The following is a 21,688-nucleotide window of genomic DNA, read 5'->3' on the forward strand; positions in this document are numbered from 1 at the left end:
GTAAATGAAGAAGTTCTTCACCTACCCTTTTATAGCAAACTTATTCAGCTAATTGTTCGCCTTGTCTTGCTTCGATAATAGCATCAGAAATTTTAGCAGTTATTAATTTTACTGCTCTGATTGCATCATCGTTTCCTGGGATTACATAGTCTACTTCATCTGGGTCGCAATTTGTATCAACTATAGCTACTACTGGAATACCCAATATTTTAGCTTCTGACACTGCATTCTTTTCTTTTCTTGGGTCTACTACAAATAAAGCTCCTATGTTTGTAGCATCCATCTCTCTAATTCCACCTAGGTTGTTATGAAGTTTTTCTCTTTCATTTCTTAACTTAATTACTTCTTTCTTAGGTAAAACATCAAAAGTTCCGTCTTGCTCCATTTGATCTAGCTCTTCTAATCTTCTGATTCTTGCTTTTATTGTTTTGAAGTTAGTTAGCATTCCACCTAACCATCTATTGTTTACAAAATGCATTCCTGCTCTTACTGATTCTTCTTCAATAGCTTCTTGAGCTTGCTTTTTAGTTCCTACGAATAATATATCTTTTCCTTCAGCTGCAACACTCTTTACAAAGTCATAAGCTTCCTCAACTTTTTTAACGGTCTTTTGAAGATCTATTATATAGATCCCGTTTCTTTCTGTGAATATGTATGGAGCCATTTTAGGATTCCATCTTCTTGTTTGATGTCCAAAGTGAACACCTGCTTCTAATAATTGTTTCATTGATATAACTGACATTTAATATACCTCCTTGGTTTTTCCTCCACAATCTTCATATTTATAAAACTCCCAATTTGGGCACCTTTCTATAAATTAGATTGTGTGCGTATTTTCTCCTTATGTAGTATAACACAAGGAGAAATATGTATCAATATTTATTTTCATATTTTATCATATTTTTTATACATATTTTTCTACATAAAAAGTAAAAAGGATGAAACCATCCTTTTTACTTTATCTTCTTAAGTTCATCCAATAATTTCTCATTCAGAATTCTAATATGAGTTCCTTTCATTCCTAAAGATCTGGATTCAATAACACCAGCACTTTCGAATTTTCTTAAAGCATTAACAATAACTGATCTTGTTATGCCGACTTTATCAGCAATCTTAGAAGCAACTAATAATCCTTCATTACCATCTAGTTCATTAAATATATGTTCAACAGCCTCTAGTTCTGAATAAGATAGGGTACCTATAGCTAATTGTACCACTGCTTTCTTTCTAGCTTCTTCTTCTATTTCATCTTGCTTAGCTCTTAGCATTTCCATTCCTACTATAGTAGCACTATATTCCACTAGTACTAAATCCTCATCTTCAAAAGGTTCTCCAAATCTAGCTAATAGCAAGGTTCCTAACCTTTCCCTATTTCCAACTATAGGCACAATAGTTGATAATTTTCCAGGCATGTCACAACTACACTCTTCTTCAAAGACACATAGTCCTTTATTAGGCATATTAGCTAATGTATCATGGATATTTAATAATCTAGTATTATAGTCATCTGGGAATCTCTTATCGGTTAATATTTTATTTTTTACAGTATCACATTCAAAGCCGCTAGAAAAGTTAAAACCTAGTATCTTACCTTTTCTGCTTACAATATATACATTACACATAAGAACATCGCTTAACAATTTACATATATCATCAAATACTACTGGCTCCGCACCAGATTTTTGTAATATTTTATTAAGCATTCTTGTTTTGTTTAATAACGTGGACATTTAATTTCCTCCTTAAATAATTGTACTTTTAAATTATAAACTCAGCTTTAGCATAGTCATTTAATTAAATAATTCAAAATTTTTTAAACAATATAAATATTTAGAATTGTTTCTTCTCACTTTACTATAATAACATAACATACTGGTTATTTCAACTATATTTTCATCAATTTCGACATATTGTTCTATTATTTAAATAAAATTAACAATTGTCTATATTTTCAAATATTTGCTTTGTCTTATTTTTGGGAAGACACTATATTCTTACATTCATTGTTAGAACATTGTAAGTATTCGCCTTTAGATTTACTGTATTTTTTTACCATAAAAGCTCCACACTTATCACATTTTTCTTTAGAAGGCTCAAACCAGCTAACAAAGTTGCACTGAGGATAGTTAGAGCATCCGTAGAATTTTCTTCCTTTTTTACTTCTTTTAACAACCACATTCCCACCACAGTTTGGGCAAGGTACATCTATCTGTTCTACCAAAGGCTTTGTATTTTTACAATCTGGATATCCAGGGCAAGCTAGAAAATCTCCGAACCTTCCGTGTTTAATCACCATAAGTCTTCCACACTTGTCACAAGGAACATCACTAACTTTGTCCTCTATAGTTATTTTAGAAATTTCTTTTTCTGCAATTTCTAGAGCACTTTTAAGAGGTTTAAAAAACTCATCCACAACTTTGCTCCAGTTTTCCTCTCCACCTTCTATATTGTCTAGCTTTAATTCCATATCTGCGGTGAAATCTACATCCACAATTTGATTAAAGTACTTTTCCATGATGTCATTAACAATTTTACCTAGCTCCGTAGGTATTAAAGTCTTTTTTTCACGTTCTATATATTTTCTATCTAGTAAAGTGCTTATGGTAGGAACATAAGTACTTGGTCTTCCTATACCATTTTCCTCCATAATTTTAACAAAACTAGCTTCTGAAAATCTTGCAGGTGGTTGTGTAAAATGCTGCTTTCCATCAACTTTAGAAGCTTTAAGTGTTTCTTCTTTGCTAAGCTCTGGTATTTTAATAGAATCTTCTTCTTCCTCTGTGGTATAATCATATACTTTCATGAACCCATCAAACTTTATACTTGAGCCGCTAGCTCTTAACATATATTTACCATTTTTTATTTCAATAGTGTTTGTATTTAACACACAAGAAGTCATTTGACTGGCAATAAATCTGTTCCATATCAATTCATACAACTTATATTGTTCATCTTTCAAACTTGCTTTCACTATTTCAGGCGTTAATTCTACATAGGTAGGCCTTATAGCTTCATGAGCATCTTGTATATTTTTTTTACTTTTATACACTCTAGGGCTTTCAGGCACATATTCCTTCCCCATGGAGGAGATCAAAAACTCTTTTGCAGCATTTTGAGCCTCATCAGATATTCTAACTGAATCCGTTCTCATATAGGTAATTAAACCCACTGTACCATGTCCTTTAATATCTACTCCTTCATAGAGCTGTTGTGCTATTGACATAGTCCTTTTAGTTTGAAAATTTAATTTTTTGTAAGCATCCTGTTGAAGAGTACTTGTTGTAAAAGGTGGAAGAGGATTTTTATTCTTTGTAGACTTTTTAATATTGTTTACTATAAAATCTCCATTCTTTAATTCCTCAACTATTTCATTGCTTTGCTCCTCAGTACTAACTTCTATCTTCTTACCATCCACGCTGTACAATTTAACAAGAAATTTAGACTTATTTTTTTCTAATATACATTCAATAGTCCAATATTCCTTTGGTTTAAAGGTTTCAATCTCTTGCTCCCTATCACAGATTATTTTTAAGGCCGCAGATTGAACCCTTCCAGCACTTAAGCCCCACTTTACATTCTTCCATAATATAGGACTTATTTCATAACCTACCAGTCTATCGAGGATTCTTCTAGCTTGTTGGGCATCTACTAAACAATTATTTATCTTCCTTGCATTCTTTATAGAATTTTTAACTGCATTTTTTGTAATTTCATTAAATTCAATTCTACAATTTTCATCTTCACCTATATTCAATACATTTGCCAAATGCCAAGATATAGCTTCGCCCTCTCTATCAGGGTCTGTTGCTAAAAATACTTTATCGCTCTTTTTAGCTAGCTTTTTTAATTTATCAAGAAGATCTCCTTTTCCCCTTATAGTTATATATTTAGGTTTATAATCATCTTCTATATTTACTCCTAGTTGGCTTTTAGGTAGATCTCTTACATGTCCCATAGATGCTTCTACTACATAATTTTTGCCTAGATACTTTCCTATGGTTTTAGCTTTGGCTGGTGACTCAACAATTACTAAGTTTTGACCCATATATTACTCCGAATAAAAATATACCGGAGAATTCACCCCCTTAAATATATAAATAATTAGCACACTTTAACATAAAAATTACCTGGAAGACAAATTATTTCATCTTCCAGTTGCATTTCAAATAATAACTCATATAATGCCCTTATGTCAATATTAGTATGTTTTATAATATCATCTATATGCATTGGTGTATCACTAATTCTATTTAAAATATTATTTTTTATCTCATTTGTATGAACTTTAATGCTGTTTGACCAGTTTAGCTTTAACAGCTCATATATATCCCCCATATCTGTGATAGGAGTTGCTCCATCCTTTATGAGCTTGTTACATCCCTTACTTTGTTTCCATAGCATAGCTCCTGGAACTACTGCCACATCTTTTCCTTGATTTAAAGCACAGTTTGCAGTAATTAAACTTCCACTCTTTTCACCAGCCTCAATAACTATTACTAAATCACTTAAGGCACTAATTATTCTATTTCTTCTAGGGAAATTATAGCTATTAGGAGGCGTTCCAGGCAAAAATTCAGACATTAAACACCCTTTATTACTAATTAAATTGAATAAATTATAATTTTCTCTTGGATATACTATATCAATGCCATTTCCTAGAACTGAAACGGTTTTTCCATCATTGTTTAAGGCTTCCTTATGAGCCACAGTATCTATACCTCTAGCCCCTCCACTTATTATGCCTATGCCTTTTTTGCATAGATCTTTAACTATTAATTTTGTCATTTCTACTCCATAAGGTGTACAATTCCTTGATCCTACTATAGCTACAATATTATTCTTGCTAATCCACTCCAGATCACCCTTATAGAATAAATTGAAGGGAGGCTCATCTATGTCTAATAGAGCCTTTGGATAATCTTTATCTCCATATCTACATAAGTTTATTTTATTTTTTACCATAAAGTTATTAAATTTTTCTATGTTACCTTCACTCCAACAGCACTTTAGTTTATTACTATATTCTGGCTTTACTTCTAATAGTTTATCATTTTTTATGCAGTGTTCCCATATATTATGTTCAGTTTCATATAAATTTAATAATTCTATTTTTAATTTATTGGGTATATTACTCAGTATAAACCAAAGTTCATAGTTATTCATAAAACTCTCCTTATATTTATATTTTAAATATTATTTAAAAATTATATCCACTAAATACTATGACTATACTAAAAAAGAGAAAAGAATAAATATTCTTTTCTCTAAAAATTATATAATTTCTTTATCCATAAATTTTCTATAGTTTATAGCTTCGATTAAATGCTGCTCATATATATAATCACTATTGTTTAAGTCTGCAATAGTTCTAGCTAACTTAAGTATTTTATCATAAACTCTAGGGCTTATTTCAAATTTATTATATATCCTCTCCATTAAATTATTACAGCTTTGATTTAAATTGCAATATTTCTTTAGCATGGTTTTTGTCATTTGACTATTACAGTAGATACCTTCTTTCTTATAGCGATATCTTTGTATAGTTCTTGCTTGTTCTACTCTATTTCGTACTTCTTTTGAAGATTCTTTAACTTTAGTATCATTAAAATCATTGTAAGTCATAGAGGGGACATAAGAAAATAAATCAATTCTATCTAATAAAGGTCCTGATAATTTACTCAAGTACTTTCTCCTATCATATTCTGAACAAATACAATTTCTAATATTAGAATTGTTCATAAAGTTTCCGCAGGGACAGGGATTAAGGGCTCCAACTAGCATAAAATTAGCAGGATAAACTACACTTCCTGTAGCCCTACTTATCTTAATTTTTTTATCCTCTAAAGGTTGTCTTAAAACCTCTAACACCGGCTTTTTAAACTCTAGTATTTCATCTAAGAACAATACTCCGTTATGTGCTAAGGTTATCTCTCCGGCTCTTAACTCATTTCCTCCTCCAATTAATGCTGTCTTTGAACTTGTATGATGAGGATTTCTAAAAGGTCTCTGATTAAAAAGCTCGCTGCCGTCTAAATATCCAGAAGCACTATATATCTTGGTTACTTCAATAGCTTCTTCATAGGTAAGAGAAGGTAATATAGTAGCTAACCTATTAGCTAGCATGGTCTTTCCTGAGCCTGGCGGTCCGTAGAGTATTATATTATGTCCCCCAGCAGCGGCTACTTCTAAGGCTCTCTTAGAGCTTTGTTGACCATTCACCTCTGAAAAATCAATCTTATACTGGAGTTTACAATTATCCTTAAAGTATCTTTTGCTATGAGGTAAAACGTCTTTATATAATATAAATGAAACTACTTCTTTTAAGTCAGCAAAAGGATATAAATAGCAATTTTTAACCAAAGAAGCTTCCTTAATGTTTTCTAATGGAAATACCAAGTTTTTAATTTTTTCATTGGCTGCTTCAATTAGTACTGGAAGAATACCCTTTATTGGCTTTATTTCTCCATTTAAGGATAGTTCTCCTATAAATAAGAAACTGTCTAATTCATCTATTTGTATTTGATTTGAGGCCATTAATATACCTATAGCTATTGGTAAATCTAAGAGAGCCCCTTCTTTTCTAATATCTGCTGGGGCTAAATTCACTGTTATTCTTCCCAGAGGAAATTCATAACCAGAATTAATAATAGCAGATCTTACTCTCTCTTTTGACTCTTTAACAGAGGCATTAGGAAGTCCAACTATACTAAAGCTAGGTAGTCCTCTAGATATATGTACTTCAACATTTATAATAAATCCATTTATACCAGTAAAGGTAGCACTTTTTATTTTTATTGTCATATTATCACCTCATTAAAGATTATTGACAATAAAAATATATAATATAATTAAAGCTTTCTTTTCTTAGAAAAATAAGTCTGAACCAAAATTATATTTATTACCAAAAACAAAGCTAACATCCCACTATAGATAAAACCTTTTGCTGCTCCGAAGCTTTCTGCAATAAAGCCAGTAAAAAGACTACCAAAAGGAGTTACCCCTGCAAAAAGTAAAGTGTACACACTCATTACCCTGCCTCTAAACTCATCTTTTGCATTAAGTTGAATGGTAGAGTTTGCTGTAGTAGAAAAAATAACGTTAAAGGCTCCTATTATAGCCAAAAAAATAGCTGTAGTATAATAAACTTTAGTTAAACCTATAACCATAAGTAATATGCACACCATAAAGGAGCTTATGTACAATATTAATTTTTTAGGACCATTTTTACTTTTAGTAGCCATGGAAAGTGCTCCAATTAAAGAACCAATACCTAAACTAGACATTAAAAGCCCATATTCTTTGCTAGATAGTCCTAAAACATTAACTGAAAAAACTGGTATTAATATGTTATAGTTAAAAGCAAATATACCAAGAACGGTTATTAGGGTAAGAGTACTGATCAAAGTAAAACTCTTAGATATATAAGTTAATCCCTCTTTTATCTCAAAAAATACATTTTTCTTTTGTAAAATCGTATTTTTATTCTCTATTTTAATCTTAGTAATGCCATAAATTACAGGAATAAAACTTATAGCATTTACAAAGAAACAAAATTCCATTCCAAAATATGCTATTACCACCCCAGCTATTGATGGCCCCAACACTCTAGCTGCATTAAAGATTGAGGAATTTAAAGCAATAGCATTCATTAAATCTTTTTTTCCTACCATCTCAATTACGAAAGACTGCCTGGTAGGAAGATCTATAGTGTTTATTATACCAATACATAAGGATAAAATAATTAGGTGCCAATATTTAATGGAATTTGTCCATACCAAAAGGCTCTGAATGATAGCTATGATCATAAGTGAGGTTTGAGTAAATAACAGTATCTTTTTTTTAGGGAGTTTATCTATAATAACTCCAGCAAAAAGAGAAAAAATCATGATGGGAGTAAATTGTACTGCGTTTACTAGCCCTAGTAGAAAGGATGAATTTTCTTGTGTAATTTTTAATACAAGCCACCCTTGAGTTGTATTCTGCATCCAGCTTCCAATTAAAGAAATACATTGTCCCGTCCAAAAATACCTAAAATTACTATGTGTTAAAGCTGGAAACGCATCGTTCATTTTGTATTTTACACTTTTCAAGTTCAAAATAATTCCCCCTATTATTTAACACATTTTTAATAATCTCTTTATAATATATCATATTTAATTTACATAAACTTAACTTTTTAAATAAAAGTGATTTATTATGCCTTAAAATCTGTATCATATTTTATCCTTAAGTCAAGAATATTATTATACAGGAGGGTTTTATGAAAAAATATAATAGAGATTTGGGCACATACGGGGAGAGTTTGGCTATAGAACATATATTACATAAAGGATATGAGGTACTAGATAAAAATTATAAATGCGCAGTAGGAGAAATTGATATTATTGCAAAGCAAGGAGAAGTTTTAGCATTCATTGAAGTTAAAAGTAGATTAAGCTCTTATTTTGGCAAACCTTTAGAATCTATTAATTATATTAAAAAGAATAGAATTATTAAAGCCTCAAAACTTTATTTACAAAAAAATAGATTATTTAACTTTTTCATAAGATATGATGTTATTGAAATAACCTTCTTAAAAGATATTCATAATTATAAAATAAACTTACTTCAAGATGCTTTTAGACTTTAGACATCATAAATAAAATAATTAACTTTTATTAAATAAAATAGCCTAGGGATATAGATAAAATACACTATATCCTTAGGCTAATGAAAACTCTATTAAATACTACTCTAAAATGCTTTTTAAAAAGCTTTTTCTATGTATCTTGGTTATTCCATAAGTTTTTATAGCTTCTACATGTTTTTGTGTGCCATATCCCACATTATTTTCAAAATCATATTGAGGAAATTCATCGCCAAAAACTTTCATTAAGTTATCTCTATAAACCTTAGCAATTATAGAGGCACATGCTATACTAGCACTCTTAGAATCTCCTTTAATTACAAATTCGTTATGTATATTTGATCCTCTAATAGCATAACCGTCTGATAAAATAATGCTAGGTTTAACTTTTAAGTTTTCACTAGCTTCTTTTAAAACTTGATTATTGCAATAAGAAATTCCCTTTTTATCTATGTCATCATTACTATATATAGAAATATTTATGCTTAATGCCTTTTTTTCTATAATTTTTGCTAGTTCTTCTCTTTTTTCATGGCTAAGAGCTTTTGAATCATTTATCTCCCAGATAATATCTTCTTTATCCTCTAAGCTTAAAATCACTGCAGCACCTACAATAGGGCCTGCTAAAGGACCTCTTCCCACCTCGTCAACTCCTGCCAAAAACCCCTGGGTTAAATAGCTTCTATCAAAGGAGTACATATTTCTTACTCTATGTTTTTCCATTTGAATTTTTTCATATCTTTTTTTAATTCTATCTCCTAAACTATTTACATTCTTTCTTGCATCCCTATTTAGGGTATCTAAAGCTACCATTAGTTCTTCTTCATTAATATTAAACAAATCTAAGCCTGCAAAAATAGTTTTAATATCATTAAAACTATTATCTTTAGTAACTAAATTCTTTAATTTTATCACTGAATCAGTCAAGATCTTCCTCCTAATAACTTAAGGCTTTTCTAAAGAAATTTTTCCTAATTTTCCGCCTCTAAACTCATCTAATAGCATGATAGATACTCTATTATAGTCAATACTGCCTCCTGAAGCTATAGCACCTCTTTTTTTAGCAATTAAGTCCAAATTATTTATTGGTTCTTCATCTAAGTCGTCTATTTTATATCTTTCTTTTATCCTGTCGCCATAATCCTTTTGAAGTCTCTCCACTAACTTCAAAGCAAGATCCTCAGTATTCATTATTTCATCTTTAATAGCTCCAGTAAAAGCTAAATTTAAAGCAACCTCTTCATCTTCAAATTTTGGCCATAAAATTCCTGGTGTATCTAATAATTCTATACCTAGTTTTGTCTTTATCCATTGTTTACTCTTAGTAACCCCAGGCCTATCTCCAGTTTTAGCAATATTATTTTTAGCCATCTTATTTATAAAAGAAGATTTTCCTACATTAGGGATACCTACTACCATCCCTCTTATCACAAAGTTTTTCAGTCCTTTTGCTTTCCATCTATCTATCTTTTCTCTAAGCAAATCTTCAATCATTGGTTTAATATCTTTTAAACCCTCTCCATTTAGGCTATTTATCTGAAGCACCCTTATGTTTTCATTAGTTAAATTATTTATCCATGCTTTCGTAATACTTTGCTCACTTAAATCACTTTTATTTAGTAAGATTATCCTTGGCTTATCCTTACAGATAGATTCAATTTCTGGATTAGCACTAGACTTTACTATTCTAGCATCTCTAATTTCAATAACTAGATCAACTAATTTTAAGCTTTCTTTTATTTCCCTTCTCGTTTTAGTCATATGACCTGGAAACCAATTTATACTCAAGGCTATCACCTCTTCTTAATAATTTCCTATATAATAAAAAATGGGACTTAGAAAGTCCCCGTTTTCATCCACATAAATGGATTTAAATTCAATTCTATGTAAGGTTATATTAGATTAATTCCTTAACCTTAGCAGCCTTACCTACTCTATCTCTTAAGTAGAATAATTTAGCTCTTCTTACCTTACCTCTTCTTGTTACTTCAATTTTTTCAATGATTGGCGCGTTTACTGGGAAAGTTCTTTCAACTCCAACATTGTAAGCTATTCTTCTTACTGTGAAAGTTTCTCTTAATCCACCGTTTTGTCTTTTAATAACAGTACCTTCAAAAACTTGAATTCTTTCTCTGTTACCTTCTTTAACTTTAACGTGTACTTTTACAGTATCTCCAACATTAAATTGAGGTAAATCATTTCTGATTTGTTCAGCTTCTATAGCTCTTAATAATTCGTTCATGTGCATTCCCTCCTCGATTAAATTGACGTTCTTACCAAAAGTATGATAGAGGAACGCCCGTACTAGCACAAATGATATTTTATCATATTTATTATACTAATTCAATAAAAAATTTATTATTTACTTATTTTTTAGCAATTTTTTGTCTTCTTCTGTTAAGGTATATTTTGAAAACAAATCCAATCTTCTTTCTTTAGTAATCTTTAAAGACTGTTGCTTTCTCCATTTTCTCACGTTTTCGTGATGACCAGAAAGTAAGACCTCAGGTACTCTTCTATTCTCAAAAACCTCAGGCCTTGTGTATTGAGGGTACTCTAATAATCCACTATAAAAAGATTCTTCTGTAAAACTCTCTTCACTGGAAAGCACTCCAGGAATAAGCCTACAAATACTATCTACCATAGGTATACAAGCCATTTCTCCCCCTGTTAAAACAAAATCACCTAAAGACAGCTCCAAATCTATATAATCATAAATTCTTTCATCTATGCCCTCATAATGACCACATAGAAATATGATCTCTTTATGTTTACTTAATTCTTTAGCTCTTTGTTGATTAAAGGTTTCTCCTCTTGGTCCTAAGAAAACCACCAAGCCCTCATTATTTGTTTTTATACTTTTTATAGCATCCACTATGGGCTGAGGGCAAAGCACCATACCAGCTCCTCCTCCATAGGGATAATCATCTACTTTCTTATGTTTGTTCAATGAGTAGTCTCTTATATTATGAAGAGATATTTGAACTAAATTATTTTTCTGGGCTTTTCCGATAATGCTATAATTAAAAACATCAAACATTTCAGGAAATAATGTCAAAATATCAATCTTCATCTTGCCATTCTCCCACAGGTTTGATAACTATACTTTGACTCTCCACATCAACACTTAAAACTATATCCTTTAATGCTGGGATAAGAAGTTCCTTAGGACTTTTTATCCAATATACATCATTACTTCCTGTTTTTATTACATCAAACACCTTACCAAGATCTTTTCCATTAGAATCTACTACAGTACATCCTATTAGGTCAGTTATAAAATAGGAATCCTTAGGCAATTTTACTGCGTCTTCTCTATTTATTCTTATGTACTTGTTTTTATATTTTTCAGCATCTTCTACAGTATCTATACCCTCAATCTTTAATATAACCCTATCTGCTTGAAGCTTACACCAAGTAATATTTTTTTCGACATCATCAATATAAACCTTCTTTAGCTTTCTAAATCTCTTTACGTCATCAGTTAGTGGATATACTTTAACTTCACCTTTAACTCCATGAGTCTTTACTATTTGGCCAACAGTCAAAAACTCTTTCATAATGTCACCACCATTATATTATTTTAATTAAAAAGAGCTAGGAAGTTTCCTAACTCTATGTACTAAAGTATTTCAACAACAACTCTTTTATTTTCTTTAATTGCTGCCGCTTTTACTACAGTTCTTATGGCTTTAGCAATTCTACCTTGCTTACCAATTACCTTGCCCATATCTTCTGGAGCAACTTTTAGCTCAAGTATTATGGACTGCTCTCCAGCAATTTCATTTACTTGAACTAAATCTGGATTATCTACTAATGACTTAGCTATTATTTCTACTAATTCCTTCATAATCCTTCTGCTTAAGGACTAAAACATATTAGCCTTCCAGCAGACTCACCTCCCAATATTACTTTGAAAGTTTTTCAGATACTCCAGCTTTAACGAAAAGCTTTTTAACTATATCTGATGGTTGGGCTCCATTCTGCATCCATTTAGCTGCTTTTTCTTCATCTATTTTTATAACAGCTGGCTCAGCTACTGGATTGTAGTATCCTATTTCTTCTATGAATCTTCCGTCTCTTGGACTTCTTGAATCAGCTACAACAACTCTGTAGAAAGGAGCTTTCTTAGCACCCATTCTTCTTAGTCTTATTCTTACTGCCATTTATTTCACCTCCTTTAAAAAATTATTATTACATAAATGGAAATTTTCCAAATAAACCTTTTTTGTTATTCTTTTGAAGACCCTTCATCTGTTTCATCATTTTTTTCATGCCTTCAAAACTCTTCATTAACTTATTAATATCTTGTATACTACAGCCTGAACCTAAAGCAATTCTACGTTTTCTTGAAGGAGATCCGCTTATAAGAGCAGGATTTCTTCTTTCCTTTAAGGTCATAGAATTTATTATTGCTTCAGTCTTGGATAGTTCTTTTTCTCCTTGACTTAGATCTAAACCCTGTAGCTCCTTGGAATTCCCTCCTGGAAACATTTCTAACAGCTTATTAAGAGGTCCTAGTTTTTTCATTTGGCTCATAGCCGCTAAAAAATCTTCAAAATTAAACTCTTGGTTAAGCATTCTGCTTCCTAGCTCTTTTGCTTCTTTTTCATCTATAGCTTGCTGAGCTTTCTCAATAAGAGACAATATATCCCCCATACCAAGAATTCTAGAAGCCATTCTCTCTGGGTGGAATACTTCTAAATCGCTCATTTTCTCGCCTAGTCCTACAAACTTTATAGGCTTTTTTGTGATTTCTCTTATAGACAAAGCGGCTCCGCCTCTTGTGTCACCATCTAATTTTGTTAAAATAACCCCTGTTACATCTAAAGCATTATTAAAGGTTTCTGCTACATTTACGGCATCTTGACCGGTCATGGAATCAACCACCAGCAAAATTTCCTCAGGGTTTACGGAACTTTTTATGTTCCTCAATTCCTCCATAAGCTCTTCGTCAATGTGTAAACGTCCTGCGGTGTCGATTATAACTACATTGCATCCTACATTTTTTGCATGCTCAATGGATGCCTTAGCTATATCTACAGGGCTCACCTTATCTCCCATTGAAAAAACAGGTACATCAATTTGTTTCCCTACCACTTGTAATTGCTTTATAGCCGCTGGCCTATATATATCTGCTGCTACTAATAGCGGCTTTTTATTTTTCTTTCTTAACTGCAGCGCTAATTTACCTCCCATAGTGGTTTTTCCAGCTCCCTGCAATCCTGTAAGCATAATAACTGTTAGACCACTATCTGAAAAGTTTAGTTTGCTTTCTGACACTCCCATAAGGGAAGTTAGCTCATCATTTACAATTTTTATGACTTGTTGACCAGGGGTCAAACTCTCAAGCACTTCTTTTCCCACACATTTTTCGCTTACATTATTGATAAAGCCTTTTACAACCTTATAATTAACGTCTGCTTCTAGAAGCGCTAACTTTACTTCTCTCATGGCTTCTTTTATATCTTTTTCTGAAAGCTTTCCCTTGCCTTTTAACTTTTTTAAGGTTTCCTGAAGTTTGGATGCTAATCCCTCGAAAGCCATGCTAACCCTCCTAAATGATTAAATATCTTTATTTAATATACTTTCTATGTCATTTATTATATCTCTGTTCTTACTATCTAAACTTGATCTATCTATCTTAGTTAATCGTTCTAATAGACTATGCCTCATTAAATTAAACTCACAATCTTTTTTATATAAATTTAATTTTGACTCATAGGAAGCAAGTGTTTTACCACATCGCTTAATAGTATCATGTATAGCCTGCCTACTAGTATTATTTATTTCAGCAATTTCAGCAAGAGATAGATCTTCATTATAATACATATTCATTATTTCTATTTGTTTATCAGTAAGTAATTCTCCATAATAATCAAGGAGAATAGAAATTTCAATTCTTTCTTCCATAATCATCACCTGACTTACAAAAATTATAATACCAAATAAAATTTAGCCTGTCAAGTAATTTTACTTAACACTTTTAAAAAAGTGCTTCAACAAATTCTTCTGCATTAAACTCCTGTAAATCTTCAATAGCTTCTCCCACTCCAATATACTTTACAGGAATTTTAAGCTCTTTGTTAATAGATATAACCACTCCACCTTTTGCTGTGCCATCTAATTTAGTTAAAATTATACCATCTACAGGACATACCTCCATAAATTGCTTTGCTTGAATCACTGCATTTTGACCTGTAGTTGCGTCTAAGACTAAAAGAGTCTCCTTTTTAACCTCATTATATTCTTTGTCAATTATTCTATTAATCTTACCTAGCTCATCCATAAGATTTTTTTTGTTATGAAGTCTTCCAGCAGTATCGCAGATTAGTACATCTATCTTTCTAGCCTTTGAAGCTTGAATAGCATCAAAAACCACCGCAGCAGGGTCTGAACCCTCTTGATGTCTAACTATATCTACGCTAGCTCTATTACTCCATACCTCTAACTGATCTATGGCTGCCGCTCTAAAGGTATCTGCTGCGGCTAATAGAACCTTATGGCCCTCCTGCTTGTATTTTGAAGCCATCTTACCTATAGATGTGGTCTTCCCCACACCATTCACTCCAATAATTAGCATAACCTTAGGAAAGGTTACTTCTCTCTCATTAATTTTTTCATTTTCCTTCATCATTTCAGTAATTACACTTTTTAATACAGGCTTGATTTTAGATGGATCATTAATCTTTTCTTCTCTTATTTTCTTTCTCAATCCTTCAATGATTTCCATGGAGGTCTCTACTCCAATATCTGAGGTTATCAGCATTTCCTCTAACTCCTCATAGAGGTCTTCATCAATGGTAACTGCTAAATTTAAAATTTCATTTACCTTATCAGTTAAATTATCTCTAGTTTTTGCTAATCCACTTTTTAATTTTTCAAATAATCCTCCAAACATTTTTTACCTCCCTTTATGTTAAGCGCTAAGATCTACAGAGACTATTTTAGAAACACCTTTTTCTTCCATGGTGACTCCATATAACACATCACTAGCTTCCATAGTACCTTTTCTATGAGTGATTATAATAAATTGAATATTAGAAGAAAATTTCTTTAAAAATTCTGCATATCTAAATACATTAGCATCATCTAGTGCTGCCTCAATCTCATCCAGTATGCAAAAGGGCGTTGGCTTCATCTTTAATATAGCAAATAACAACGCTATAGCTGATAGAACTTTTTCTCCACCAGACATCAAATTTATATTTTGAAGCTTTTTACCAGGGGGCTGCACATTTATTTCAATATTGGCAGTTAACTCATCTCCCTGAGAAAGAATTAAATCAGCACTTCCTCCTTTAAATAATTCTTTAAAAGTATCATTGAAGTACTCTCTAAGTATCTTGAAGTTTTCATTAAATACTCTTTTCATCTTATCGGTCATTTCCTCAATAACACCTAGTAACTCTTCCTTAGCCTTTTCAAGATCTTCCTTTTGTGCAGACATAAAATAATATTTTTCCTTAACCTCTTTATATTCCTCTATAGCTCCTAGATTTACAGTGCCTAGTGCACTTATCTGTGATTTTAGTAAAGAAATATACTGCCTAAGCTTATCTGGATTATCTACAGGCTTAGCGAGCTCTAATGCCTCTGCAAAGGTTAATCCAATCTCTTCATTTAGCTTAACATAGTTATTTTCCTTCTCCAGTTCATATCTTGTATTTAAAATATTGAGTTTATGCAGCTCCTCATCCTTCTTCTGGGAAGTCAAGCTCAAGTTTTCAATTTCATTATCTAAGCTCTTTACGCTTTCTTTCAAAGCTATCCTTATAACCTCATTTTTTTCAAAACTAATTTTTATGTCTTCAATAAATTTTTCAATGTTTTTCATTTCTTCTTCATTGGATTTTATTTTAATAGTATATTCTTCTATCATAGACATGTCAGCATTATTTTTTTCTTCTGTAGTTGAAATTGAGGTAAAAATCTCTTCTAGCTCATTAGATATCCTTTCTAAATCCCGTATTCTATTTGATACAGTTTCATCTACTTGAGCTTTCTTAATTTTTAACTGCAGTAAGTTTTCCTTTTCAAACTTTATAGCTTCTTGAATATTTTTTAACTCTACTTCTATTTCCCTACTGCGATTTTTATTTTCACTTTCTTCTCCTATTAAACCTTCAATCTCCTCTACTTTGACCCTTATAATATTTAAATTATTACTAATTTTAATATTAATAGCTTCAATTTCATTTTCAGAAGTTTCAAGATTTTTATTAAGTTTATTATTTTCAATTTCTATAGAGGATATTTTGCTTTGAAGTTTTGTTATCTCTATATTATTAAAATGAACTTGATCTCTTAAATTTAAACATTCCTCATCAAGCTTTTTGTAAGTATCCTTGCAATTAGATAAATCTAAATTTAATGAGCCTATTTTATCTTTTAATGAAATAATATTTTTACCAGTTTCCTCTATCTCTCTTTTTCTTCCTATTATGCTTATATTTTTGGTATAACTGCTTCCTCCCGTTAAAGCTCCTCCAGGATTTACAATCTGTCCATCTAAAGTAACTATTCTATAGGAATAATCTATCTTCTTTGCCACAGTTAGTGCATTATTCATATTGTCACAAATTAATGTTCTTCCTAATACATAGTCTATAGCTGACGTAAATTTTTTATCAAAGCTTACTAACTCACTGGCAATGCCAACAAAACCATTTAAATTCTTAATGCTATTGGATACTTCTATTTTTTTTGCTTTTATAATATTTAAAGGTAAGAAAGTGGCCCTTCCCATATTATTTTTCTTTAAATATTCTATGCATTCTTTTGCTACTGTTTCATTTACAGTAATTATATCAGAAATAGCATTGCCTAAAGCCACCTCAATAGCTATCTCTAGCTTTTCCTTAACCGTTACTATTTCTCCTAGAACAAAACAATCCTCTTTGCCTAATTTTAAATATCCTTTTTCCATATGTTGCATTAGACTTTTTACTGAACGGTTATAGCCTTCATATTGCTTTTCTAAATTACTTAGCATATTATGATTAGCTTCTAATTTATTTAAATTATAGGTTTCATTTTTTAAGTTTTTCTCTTTACTATTTATATCCTCTTGTAAAGCAGCCATATTTTTTTTATTACTTTTGATATTGTCATTAAAGGATTCTATTTCTTCTGAAAGTTTATTTATTTCTACATTTAACATTTTAACGGTAGCTTCATTAATTTTTAATGAGTTTTTATAATTCTCACAAGAAGAACTTAGTTGATTAACTTTGGACTTTAGTGACTCTATGTCATTCTCTATAATGGATTTGTTATTTTTTATTTCAGAAATACTTCTCAGTATTTCAATTTCATTATCTCGCCTTTTAGAAACTTCATTCTCTAAATCTACAACTCTATCATTCTGAAATTTAATTTTATGCTCTATTTCATGTATATCCTTATTAATACACCCTTGTTCCTGCTGATATGATTTTGTCTCAACCTCATTAGTATTTTTTAATTCTTGCAGTTTTTTAAGCTTATCATTATAATTTTTTAAGATTTCTGTGGAATCTTTAATATTTTGTTTCAAGTTATTAATTCTATCCGATAATATTTGGACCTCAGACATTAAATTTTGAATTTTCTCTTTGCTTTCATAATAAATGCTTTTATTTTTATTATCTTGTTGTTCTTGGAATTCTAGCTGATTCTTTAAGTCTTCCATAGATTGCTTTTTTGTAGAAATCTCCAAAAATAAATCTTCCGTTTCTTTTTTTAGATGCTCCAATTGATTCTTATTATTTAACAAACTGTTATCTAAATTCTTTATAGAATTAATTATTAATGATACTTCCGTACCTTTTAACTCATTAGAAAGTTCAATAAATTTTTCTGCCTTCTCATTTTCTAATCTTAAAGGTTCTATTCTCTCTTCGTAGGTAGCTAGAATATCCGTTATTCTTATTAGATTCTGTTCAGAAGCATCTAATTTTTTTTCAGCCTCTTCCTTCCTAGTTTTAAATTTTACAATGCCGGCAGCTTCTTCTAGTAAAGCTCTTCTTTCTTCAGGTTTACCACTTAGTATGGCATCTATTTTACCCTGTCCTATAATAGAATAACCTTCTTTCCCTATACCAGTATCCATAAAAAGCTCATGAATATCTCTTAATCTACAAGGCGTATTATTTATATAATATTCACTTTCCCCTGATCTGTATAATCTTCTACTAATTGTTACATCACTATAATCAATAGGAAGCTCCTTAGAGGCATTATCTAGAGTAAGTGAAACCTGAGCTAAACCTACGGGCTTTCTAAACTGAGTACCAGCGAAGATTACATCTTCCATCTTACCGCCTCTTAAAGACTTTACGCTTTGCTCTCCTAATACCCATCTTATAGCATCAGAAATATTGCTTTTACCGCTTCCATTGGGACCAACAACAGCTGTAACACCTTTTTTAAATGTAAGTTCAGTTTTATCTGCAAAAGATTTAAACCCTCTAATCTCTATTGATTTTAAAAACATAAAGACTTCTTCTCCTTATACTCTAAATACTGTAGGTAATAAGCTTAGTACGAAGGCAACTATTAACAGATATACTAATATTTTGCTTATTTTTTTTCTTGTGCTTATTTTCATATAAAAACACCCCTTCTTTTACTTATATTAGTTTATAGTAAAATTTTAAAAATATCAACCTGCAGATTTATCAGTTAATATTTAAATTTTAACGTAAAAAGACCTTTAATACCATAAGGTACTAAGGTCTATAGTTAATAAACTTAATAAAACAACTGAACTTCTTTATATCCTAATTATAAAGCTGCTTACTTATGTTAAATATCCATTATCTTGGCTCAACTATAAACTTAATAGCGGTTCTCTCTTCTCCTTCAATAGTAATTTCTGAAAAGGCTGGCACTACTACCAAATCTATTCCATTAGGTGCCACAAAGCCTCTTGTAATAGCAATAGCTTTAACAGCTTGGTTTACTGCTCCAGCACCTACTGCTTGAACCTCTGCAGCTGAATTTTCTCTTAATACTGCTGCTAATGCGCCTGCAACTGATTTTGGCTGAGATTGAGCTGATACTTTTAATACTTCCATAAATAAATTCCTCCCTACAAAGTTTGAAATAACATATTGGTAAAATCAAGATAATTTTGGGTATTTTCACTATAACTAATATTCTATGGAAGTTAAAAATATCCTTCTTAATAATTTTTCTTTAAATATTCATTTATCGACACCTGGCAACATTTATCACCTTGAACAATTTGAATAATATCTATTGATGCATAATCAGATACGGTTATTTTAACACTTTGTGCATTTATTTGTTTAACCATGTCGTAAAAATATTTCTTTCTATTTGAATAAAGTTTAGAAAGATTTTTAGGGTTAATTATTATTTCTACCTTATCAGAATCTTTTTCTACGTTTTTCACTATTATCTCGTTATATAGTATACTCTCCATTAATTCTCTAAATGCGGGATGAAAGGGTCCTGCAATTATGTCTTTTCCCTCGTTTATATTATCTGTGGTTTGAAGTCCCACTCTGATTACTTTAATATCCCTAGAAATCAGCATCCCATATATAATTTTACAGATATAAAGAGCCTGATCTAAATCATAGGGCTTATAGTCTCCTTTTTTATACATTATTTCCATGGGTGTATCCTTAATAACTAATGCAGGATAGATTCTACATATATCTGGCTTCATAGATATAACTTTCTTAGTAGTTTCAATATCCTTTTCATAACTATCCCCAGGTAGCCCTACCATAATTTGATGTCCTAACACAAAATTATATTGTTTTATTAACTGTGAGGCTCCATATACCTGTTCTTCACTATGTCCTCTTCCAGATTTATTTAATACCTCTGAATCCATAGATTGAATACCAAGTTCTATTATATCTACAGAATGTTTTTTTAGATTTGAAAGAATGAAATCATCAATATAATCAGGCCTAGTAGAAAGTCTAATATAATCTATGAGTCCTCTTTGTTTATAGGACTGTGCAATACTCAATAATTCATTTTGCTTATCTATATTAATAGCAGTAAAGGTACCTCCAAAAAAAGAAATCTCTATAGTAGAATTTTGCCTATCCATAGTACTTAGATATTCTTCAATAGTATTTATAACCTGATCCTTTGTCACTCTTTCTTCTTCTCCCGATATCCTATTTTGGTTACAAAAGACGCAATTGTGAGGACAACCCTCATGAGGTACAAAAATCGGTATTATATAATGTCTTTTACTCATCTTCATCCTCCAATTTAGAAATAGCTTCTTTAGCACAGTTTTGTTCTGATTCTTTCTTGCTGTACCCTTCTCCTTCACCCATAACCTTGTTATCGATTAAAACTTTAGTAAAGAATTTTCTTCTATGGGGGGGACCTTCATACTTCACTAGCTCATAAGCTATATCTATCTCTCCATTCTTTTGGAGTATCTCTTGAAGCTTTGTTTTATAATCTAAAACAATCTCATCTTTCATAGCTTTATCTATGATATCTTTAAAATTATTTATAATAAAGTCTTTCACACAATTTATATCTTTATCTAGGTATATGGCTGCTAATATAGCCTCCACACAATCTGCTTGTATAGATACCCTATGCCTGCCTCCTGTTAATTCTTCACCTTTGCTCATTTTTATATAATTTCCTAAGTTCAATTTCTTAGCTATCTCATATAAGGAGTTCTCACATACGATTAGAGCTCTTTTTTTGGTTAATTCTCCTTCTGTTTTTTCTTTATAGTTATTAAACAAGTATTCCGTAATACAAAGCTGTAATACAGAATCTCCTAAAAATTCAAGTCTCTCATTAAATTCTACATTCTTATATTGATTAGCAAAAGAACTATGAGTTAGAGCTGCCTCTAATAATTTTTTATTCTTAAAGGTTATCTTCAATGTCTTTTCTAGCTCATCAATATAAAACTTTTCTTTACTCATTCCTCCAACTCCCTAGAAGTTTATTCTTCAATTTGCTAAAGCTTAGGTAAAAATATTTTAAAGGATTTTAAACTACAATAAATTAAACAAATTCAAGAATAAACTTTATTTTATAAAACGTAAAAGAGCAAATTTA

The 21,688-nt window shown here is 30.9% G+C and carries 21 protein-coding genes; 1 reads left to right on the forward strand and 20 read right to left on the reverse strand.

All coding sequences use genetic code 11. The features are described 5' to 3' along the window. Positions 1-40: 40 nt before the first annotated feature. The 6 genes from rpsB to BN2665_RS14590 form a co-directional block, all read right to left on the reverse strand. Positions 41-742 (reverse strand): 30S ribosomal protein S2, encoded by a 702-nt coding sequence (gene rpsB / locus BN2665_RS14565; protein WP_055667828.1) that lies wholly within the window; start codon positions 740-742, stop codon positions 41-43. A 211-nt stretch (positions 743-953) separates the two neighbouring features. Then, positions 954-1,730 (reverse strand): GTP-sensing pleiotropic transcriptional regulator CodY, encoded by a 777-nt coding sequence (codY, locus tag BN2665_RS14570; protein WP_055667829.1) that lies wholly within the window; start codon positions 1,728-1,730, stop codon positions 954-956. 239 nt (positions 1,731-1,969) lie between these two features. Continuing rightward, complete coding sequence (gene topA, locus BN2665_RS14575) at positions 1,970-4,045, reverse strand: type I DNA topoisomerase (protein WP_055667830.1); 2,076 nt, start codon at positions 4,043-4,045, stop codon at positions 1,970-1,972. A 56-nt stretch (positions 4,046-4,101) separates the two neighbouring features. Beyond that, a complete protein-coding gene (gene dprA / locus BN2665_RS14580; RefSeq protein ID WP_055667831.1) occupies positions 4,102-5,163 on the reverse strand; it encodes a DNA-processing protein DprA in 1,062 nt (353 codons plus the stop codon). 108 nt (positions 5,164-5,271) lie between these two features. Continuing rightward, on the reverse strand, positions 5,272-6,801 hold the full coding sequence (locus tag BN2665_RS14585; protein ID WP_055667832.1) for a YifB family Mg chelatase-like AAA ATPase: 1,530 nt from the start codon (positions 6,799-6,801) through the stop codon (positions 5,272-5,274). Positions 6,802-6,848: 47 nt separating this feature from the next. After that, positions 6,849-8,096 (reverse strand): MFS transporter, encoded by a 1,248-nt coding sequence (locus BN2665_RS14590; RefSeq protein ID WP_055667833.1) that lies wholly within the window; start codon positions 8,094-8,096, stop codon positions 6,849-6,851. Positions 8,097-8,260: 164 nt separating this feature from the next. Here BN2665_RS14590 and BN2665_RS14595 point away from each other — a divergent pair, with 164 nt between their 5' ends. After that, complete coding sequence (locus BN2665_RS14595; RefSeq protein WP_055667834.1) at positions 8,261-8,629, forward strand: YraN family protein; 369 nt, start codon at positions 8,261-8,263, stop codon at positions 8,627-8,629. Positions 8,630-8,728: 99 nt separating this feature from the next. Here BN2665_RS14595 and BN2665_RS14600 read toward each other — a convergent pair whose 3' ends face one another. The 14 genes from BN2665_RS14600 to rnc all read right to left on the reverse strand — a co-directional run bounded on the left by BN2665_RS14600 (position 8,729) and on the right by rnc (position 21,552). Then, entirely contained in the window at positions 8,729-9,553 is an 825-nt protein-coding gene (locus tag BN2665_RS14600; RefSeq protein WP_423229859.1) for a ribonuclease HII, read from the reverse strand. 18 nt (positions 9,554-9,571) lie between these two features. Beyond that, complete coding sequence (ylqF, locus tag BN2665_RS14605; protein ID WP_055667836.1) at positions 9,572-10,414, reverse strand: ribosome biogenesis GTPase YlqF; 843 nt, start codon at positions 10,412-10,414, stop codon at positions 9,572-9,574. A 109-nt stretch (positions 10,415-10,523) separates the two neighbouring features. Then, positions 10,524-10,868, reverse strand: coding sequence for a 50S ribosomal protein L19 (gene rplS, locus BN2665_RS14610; protein ID WP_055667837.1), 345 nt, complete (start codon positions 10,866-10,868; stop codon positions 10,524-10,526). A gap of 120 nt (positions 10,869-10,988) precedes the next feature. Continuing rightward, complete coding sequence (trmD, locus tag BN2665_RS14615; protein ID WP_055667838.1) at positions 10,989-11,699, reverse strand: tRNA (guanosine(37)-N1)-methyltransferase TrmD; 711 nt, start codon at positions 11,697-11,699, stop codon at positions 10,989-10,991. Further along, positions 11,689-12,186: a ribosome maturation factor RimM gene (gene rimM, locus BN2665_RS14620; protein WP_055667839.1), complete on the reverse strand. Its 498-nt coding sequence runs from the start codon at positions 12,184-12,186 to the stop codon at positions 11,689-11,691. Before rimM ends, trmD begins: the two co-directional genes overlap by 11 nt. Before the next feature lie 62 nt (positions 12,187-12,248). After that, the gene (locus BN2665_RS14625) at positions 12,249-12,476 is read right to left on the reverse strand and encodes a KH domain-containing protein (RefSeq protein ID WP_055667840.1); all 228 of its coding nucleotides are present in this window, start codon (positions 12,474-12,476) and stop codon (positions 12,249-12,251) included. Positions 12,477-12,534: 58 nt separating this feature from the next. After that, on the reverse strand, positions 12,535-12,792 hold the full coding sequence (rpsP, locus tag BN2665_RS14630; RefSeq protein WP_055667841.1) for a 30S ribosomal protein S16: 258 nt from the start codon (positions 12,790-12,792) through the stop codon (positions 12,535-12,537). Positions 12,793-12,820: 28 nt separating this feature from the next. Further along, complete coding sequence (ffh, locus tag BN2665_RS14635; protein ID WP_055667842.1) at positions 12,821-14,173, reverse strand: signal recognition particle protein; 1,353 nt, start codon at positions 14,171-14,173, stop codon at positions 12,821-12,823. Positions 14,174-14,191: 18 nt separating this feature from the next. Further along, a complete protein-coding gene (locus tag BN2665_RS14640) occupies positions 14,192-14,539 on the reverse strand; it encodes a putative DNA-binding protein (RefSeq protein WP_055667843.1) in 348 nt (115 codons plus the stop codon). 73 nt (positions 14,540-14,612) lie between these two features. Further along, positions 14,613-15,527, reverse strand: coding sequence for a signal recognition particle-docking protein FtsY (gene ftsY / locus BN2665_RS14645; RefSeq protein WP_055667844.1), 915 nt, complete (start codon positions 15,525-15,527; stop codon positions 14,613-14,615). An 18-nt stretch (positions 15,528-15,545) separates the two neighbouring features. Further along, a complete protein-coding gene (gene smc / locus BN2665_RS14650) occupies positions 15,546-19,103 on the reverse strand; it encodes a chromosome segregation protein SMC (protein WP_055667845.1) in 3,558 nt (1,185 codons plus the stop codon). 322 nt (positions 19,104-19,425) lie between these two features. Next, on the reverse strand, positions 19,426-19,686 hold the full coding sequence (locus BN2665_RS14655; protein ID WP_021655065.1) for a stage V sporulation protein S: 261 nt from the start codon (positions 19,684-19,686) through the stop codon (positions 19,426-19,428). A 107-nt stretch (positions 19,687-19,793) separates the two neighbouring features. After that, a complete protein-coding gene (locus BN2665_RS14660) occupies positions 19,794-20,855 on the reverse strand; it encodes an elongator complex protein 3 (protein WP_055667846.1) in 1,062 nt (353 codons plus the stop codon). Then, positions 20,848-21,552, reverse strand: coding sequence for a ribonuclease III (gene rnc / locus BN2665_RS14665; RefSeq protein ID WP_055667847.1), 705 nt, complete (start codon positions 21,550-21,552; stop codon positions 20,848-20,850). The genes BN2665_RS14660 and rnc overlap by 8 nt, the downstream gene beginning before the upstream one ends. Positions 21,553-21,688: the final 136 nt, after the last annotated feature.

The organism is Desnuesiella massiliensis (genome assembly GCF_001403615.1).
In the GTDB taxonomy this organism is placed as follows: Bacteria; Bacillota; Clostridia; order Clostridiales; family Clostridiaceae; genus Desnuesiella; species Desnuesiella massiliensis.

What these genes read in the sequence shown, in the direction of transcription:
- rpsB (WP_055667828.1), bottom strand. Translation starts at nt 742, where the DNA reads ATGTCAGTTATATCAATGAAACAATTATTAGAAGCAGGTGTTCACTTT.
- codY (WP_055667829.1), bottom strand. Translation starts at nt 1,730, where the DNA reads ATGTCCACGTTATTAAACAAAACAAGAATGCTTAATAAAATATTACAA.
- topA (WP_055667830.1), bottom strand. Translation starts at nt 4,045, where the DNA reads ATGGGTCAAAACTTAGTAATTGTTGAGTCACCAGCCAAAGCTAAAACC.
- dprA (WP_055667831.1), bottom strand. Translation starts at nt 5,163, where the DNA reads ATGAATAACTATGAACTTTGGTTTATACTGAGTAATATACCCAATAAA.
- BN2665_RS14585 (WP_055667832.1), bottom strand. Translation starts at nt 6,801, where the DNA reads ATGACAATAAAAATAAAAAGTGCTACCTTTACTGGTATAAATGGATTT.
- BN2665_RS14595 (WP_055667834.1), top strand. Translation starts at nt 8,261, where the DNA reads ATGAAAAAATATAATAGAGATTTGGGCACATACGGGGAGAGTTTGGCT.
- rplS (WP_055667837.1), bottom strand. Translation starts at nt 10,868, where the DNA reads ATGAACGAATTATTAAGAGCTATAGAAGCTGAACAAATCAGAAATGAT.
- trmD (WP_055667838.1), bottom strand. Translation starts at nt 11,699, where the DNA reads ATGAAGATTGATATTTTGACATTATTTCCTGAAATGTTTGATGTTTTT.
- rimM (WP_055667839.1), bottom strand. Translation starts at nt 12,186, where the DNA reads ATGAAAGAGTTTTTGACTGTTGGCCAAATAGTAAAGACTCATGGAGTT.
- BN2665_RS14625 (WP_055667840.1), bottom strand. Translation starts at nt 12,476, where the DNA reads ATGAAGGAATTAGTAGAAATAATAGCTAAGTCATTAGTAGATAATCCA.
- rpsP (WP_055667841.1), bottom strand. Translation starts at nt 12,792, where the DNA reads ATGGCAGTAAGAATAAGACTAAGAAGAATGGGTGCTAAGAAAGCTCCT.
- ffh (WP_055667842.1), bottom strand. Translation starts at nt 14,173, where the DNA reads ATGGCTTTCGAGGGATTAGCATCCAAACTTCAGGAAACCTTAAAAAAG.
- BN2665_RS14640 (WP_055667843.1), bottom strand. Translation starts at nt 14,539, where the DNA reads ATGGAAGAAAGAATTGAAATTTCTATTCTCCTTGATTATTATGGAGAA.
- ftsY (WP_055667844.1), bottom strand. Translation starts at nt 15,527, where the DNA reads ATGTTTGGAGGATTATTTGAAAAATTAAAAAGTGGATTAGCAAAAACT.
- smc (WP_055667845.1), bottom strand. Translation starts at nt 19,103, where the DNA reads ATGTTTTTAAAATCAATAGAGATTAGAGGGTTTAAATCTTTTGCAGAT.
- BN2665_RS14655 (WP_021655065.1), bottom strand. Translation starts at nt 19,686, where the DNA reads ATGGAAGTATTAAAAGTATCAGCTCAATCTCAGCCAAAATCAGTTGCA.
- BN2665_RS14660 (WP_055667846.1), bottom strand. Translation starts at nt 20,855, where the DNA reads ATGAGTAAAAGACATTATATAATACCGATTTTTGTACCTCATGAGGGT.
- rnc (WP_055667847.1), bottom strand. Translation starts at nt 21,552, where the DNA reads ATGAGTAAAGAAAAGTTTTATATTGATGAGCTAGAAAAGACATTGAAG.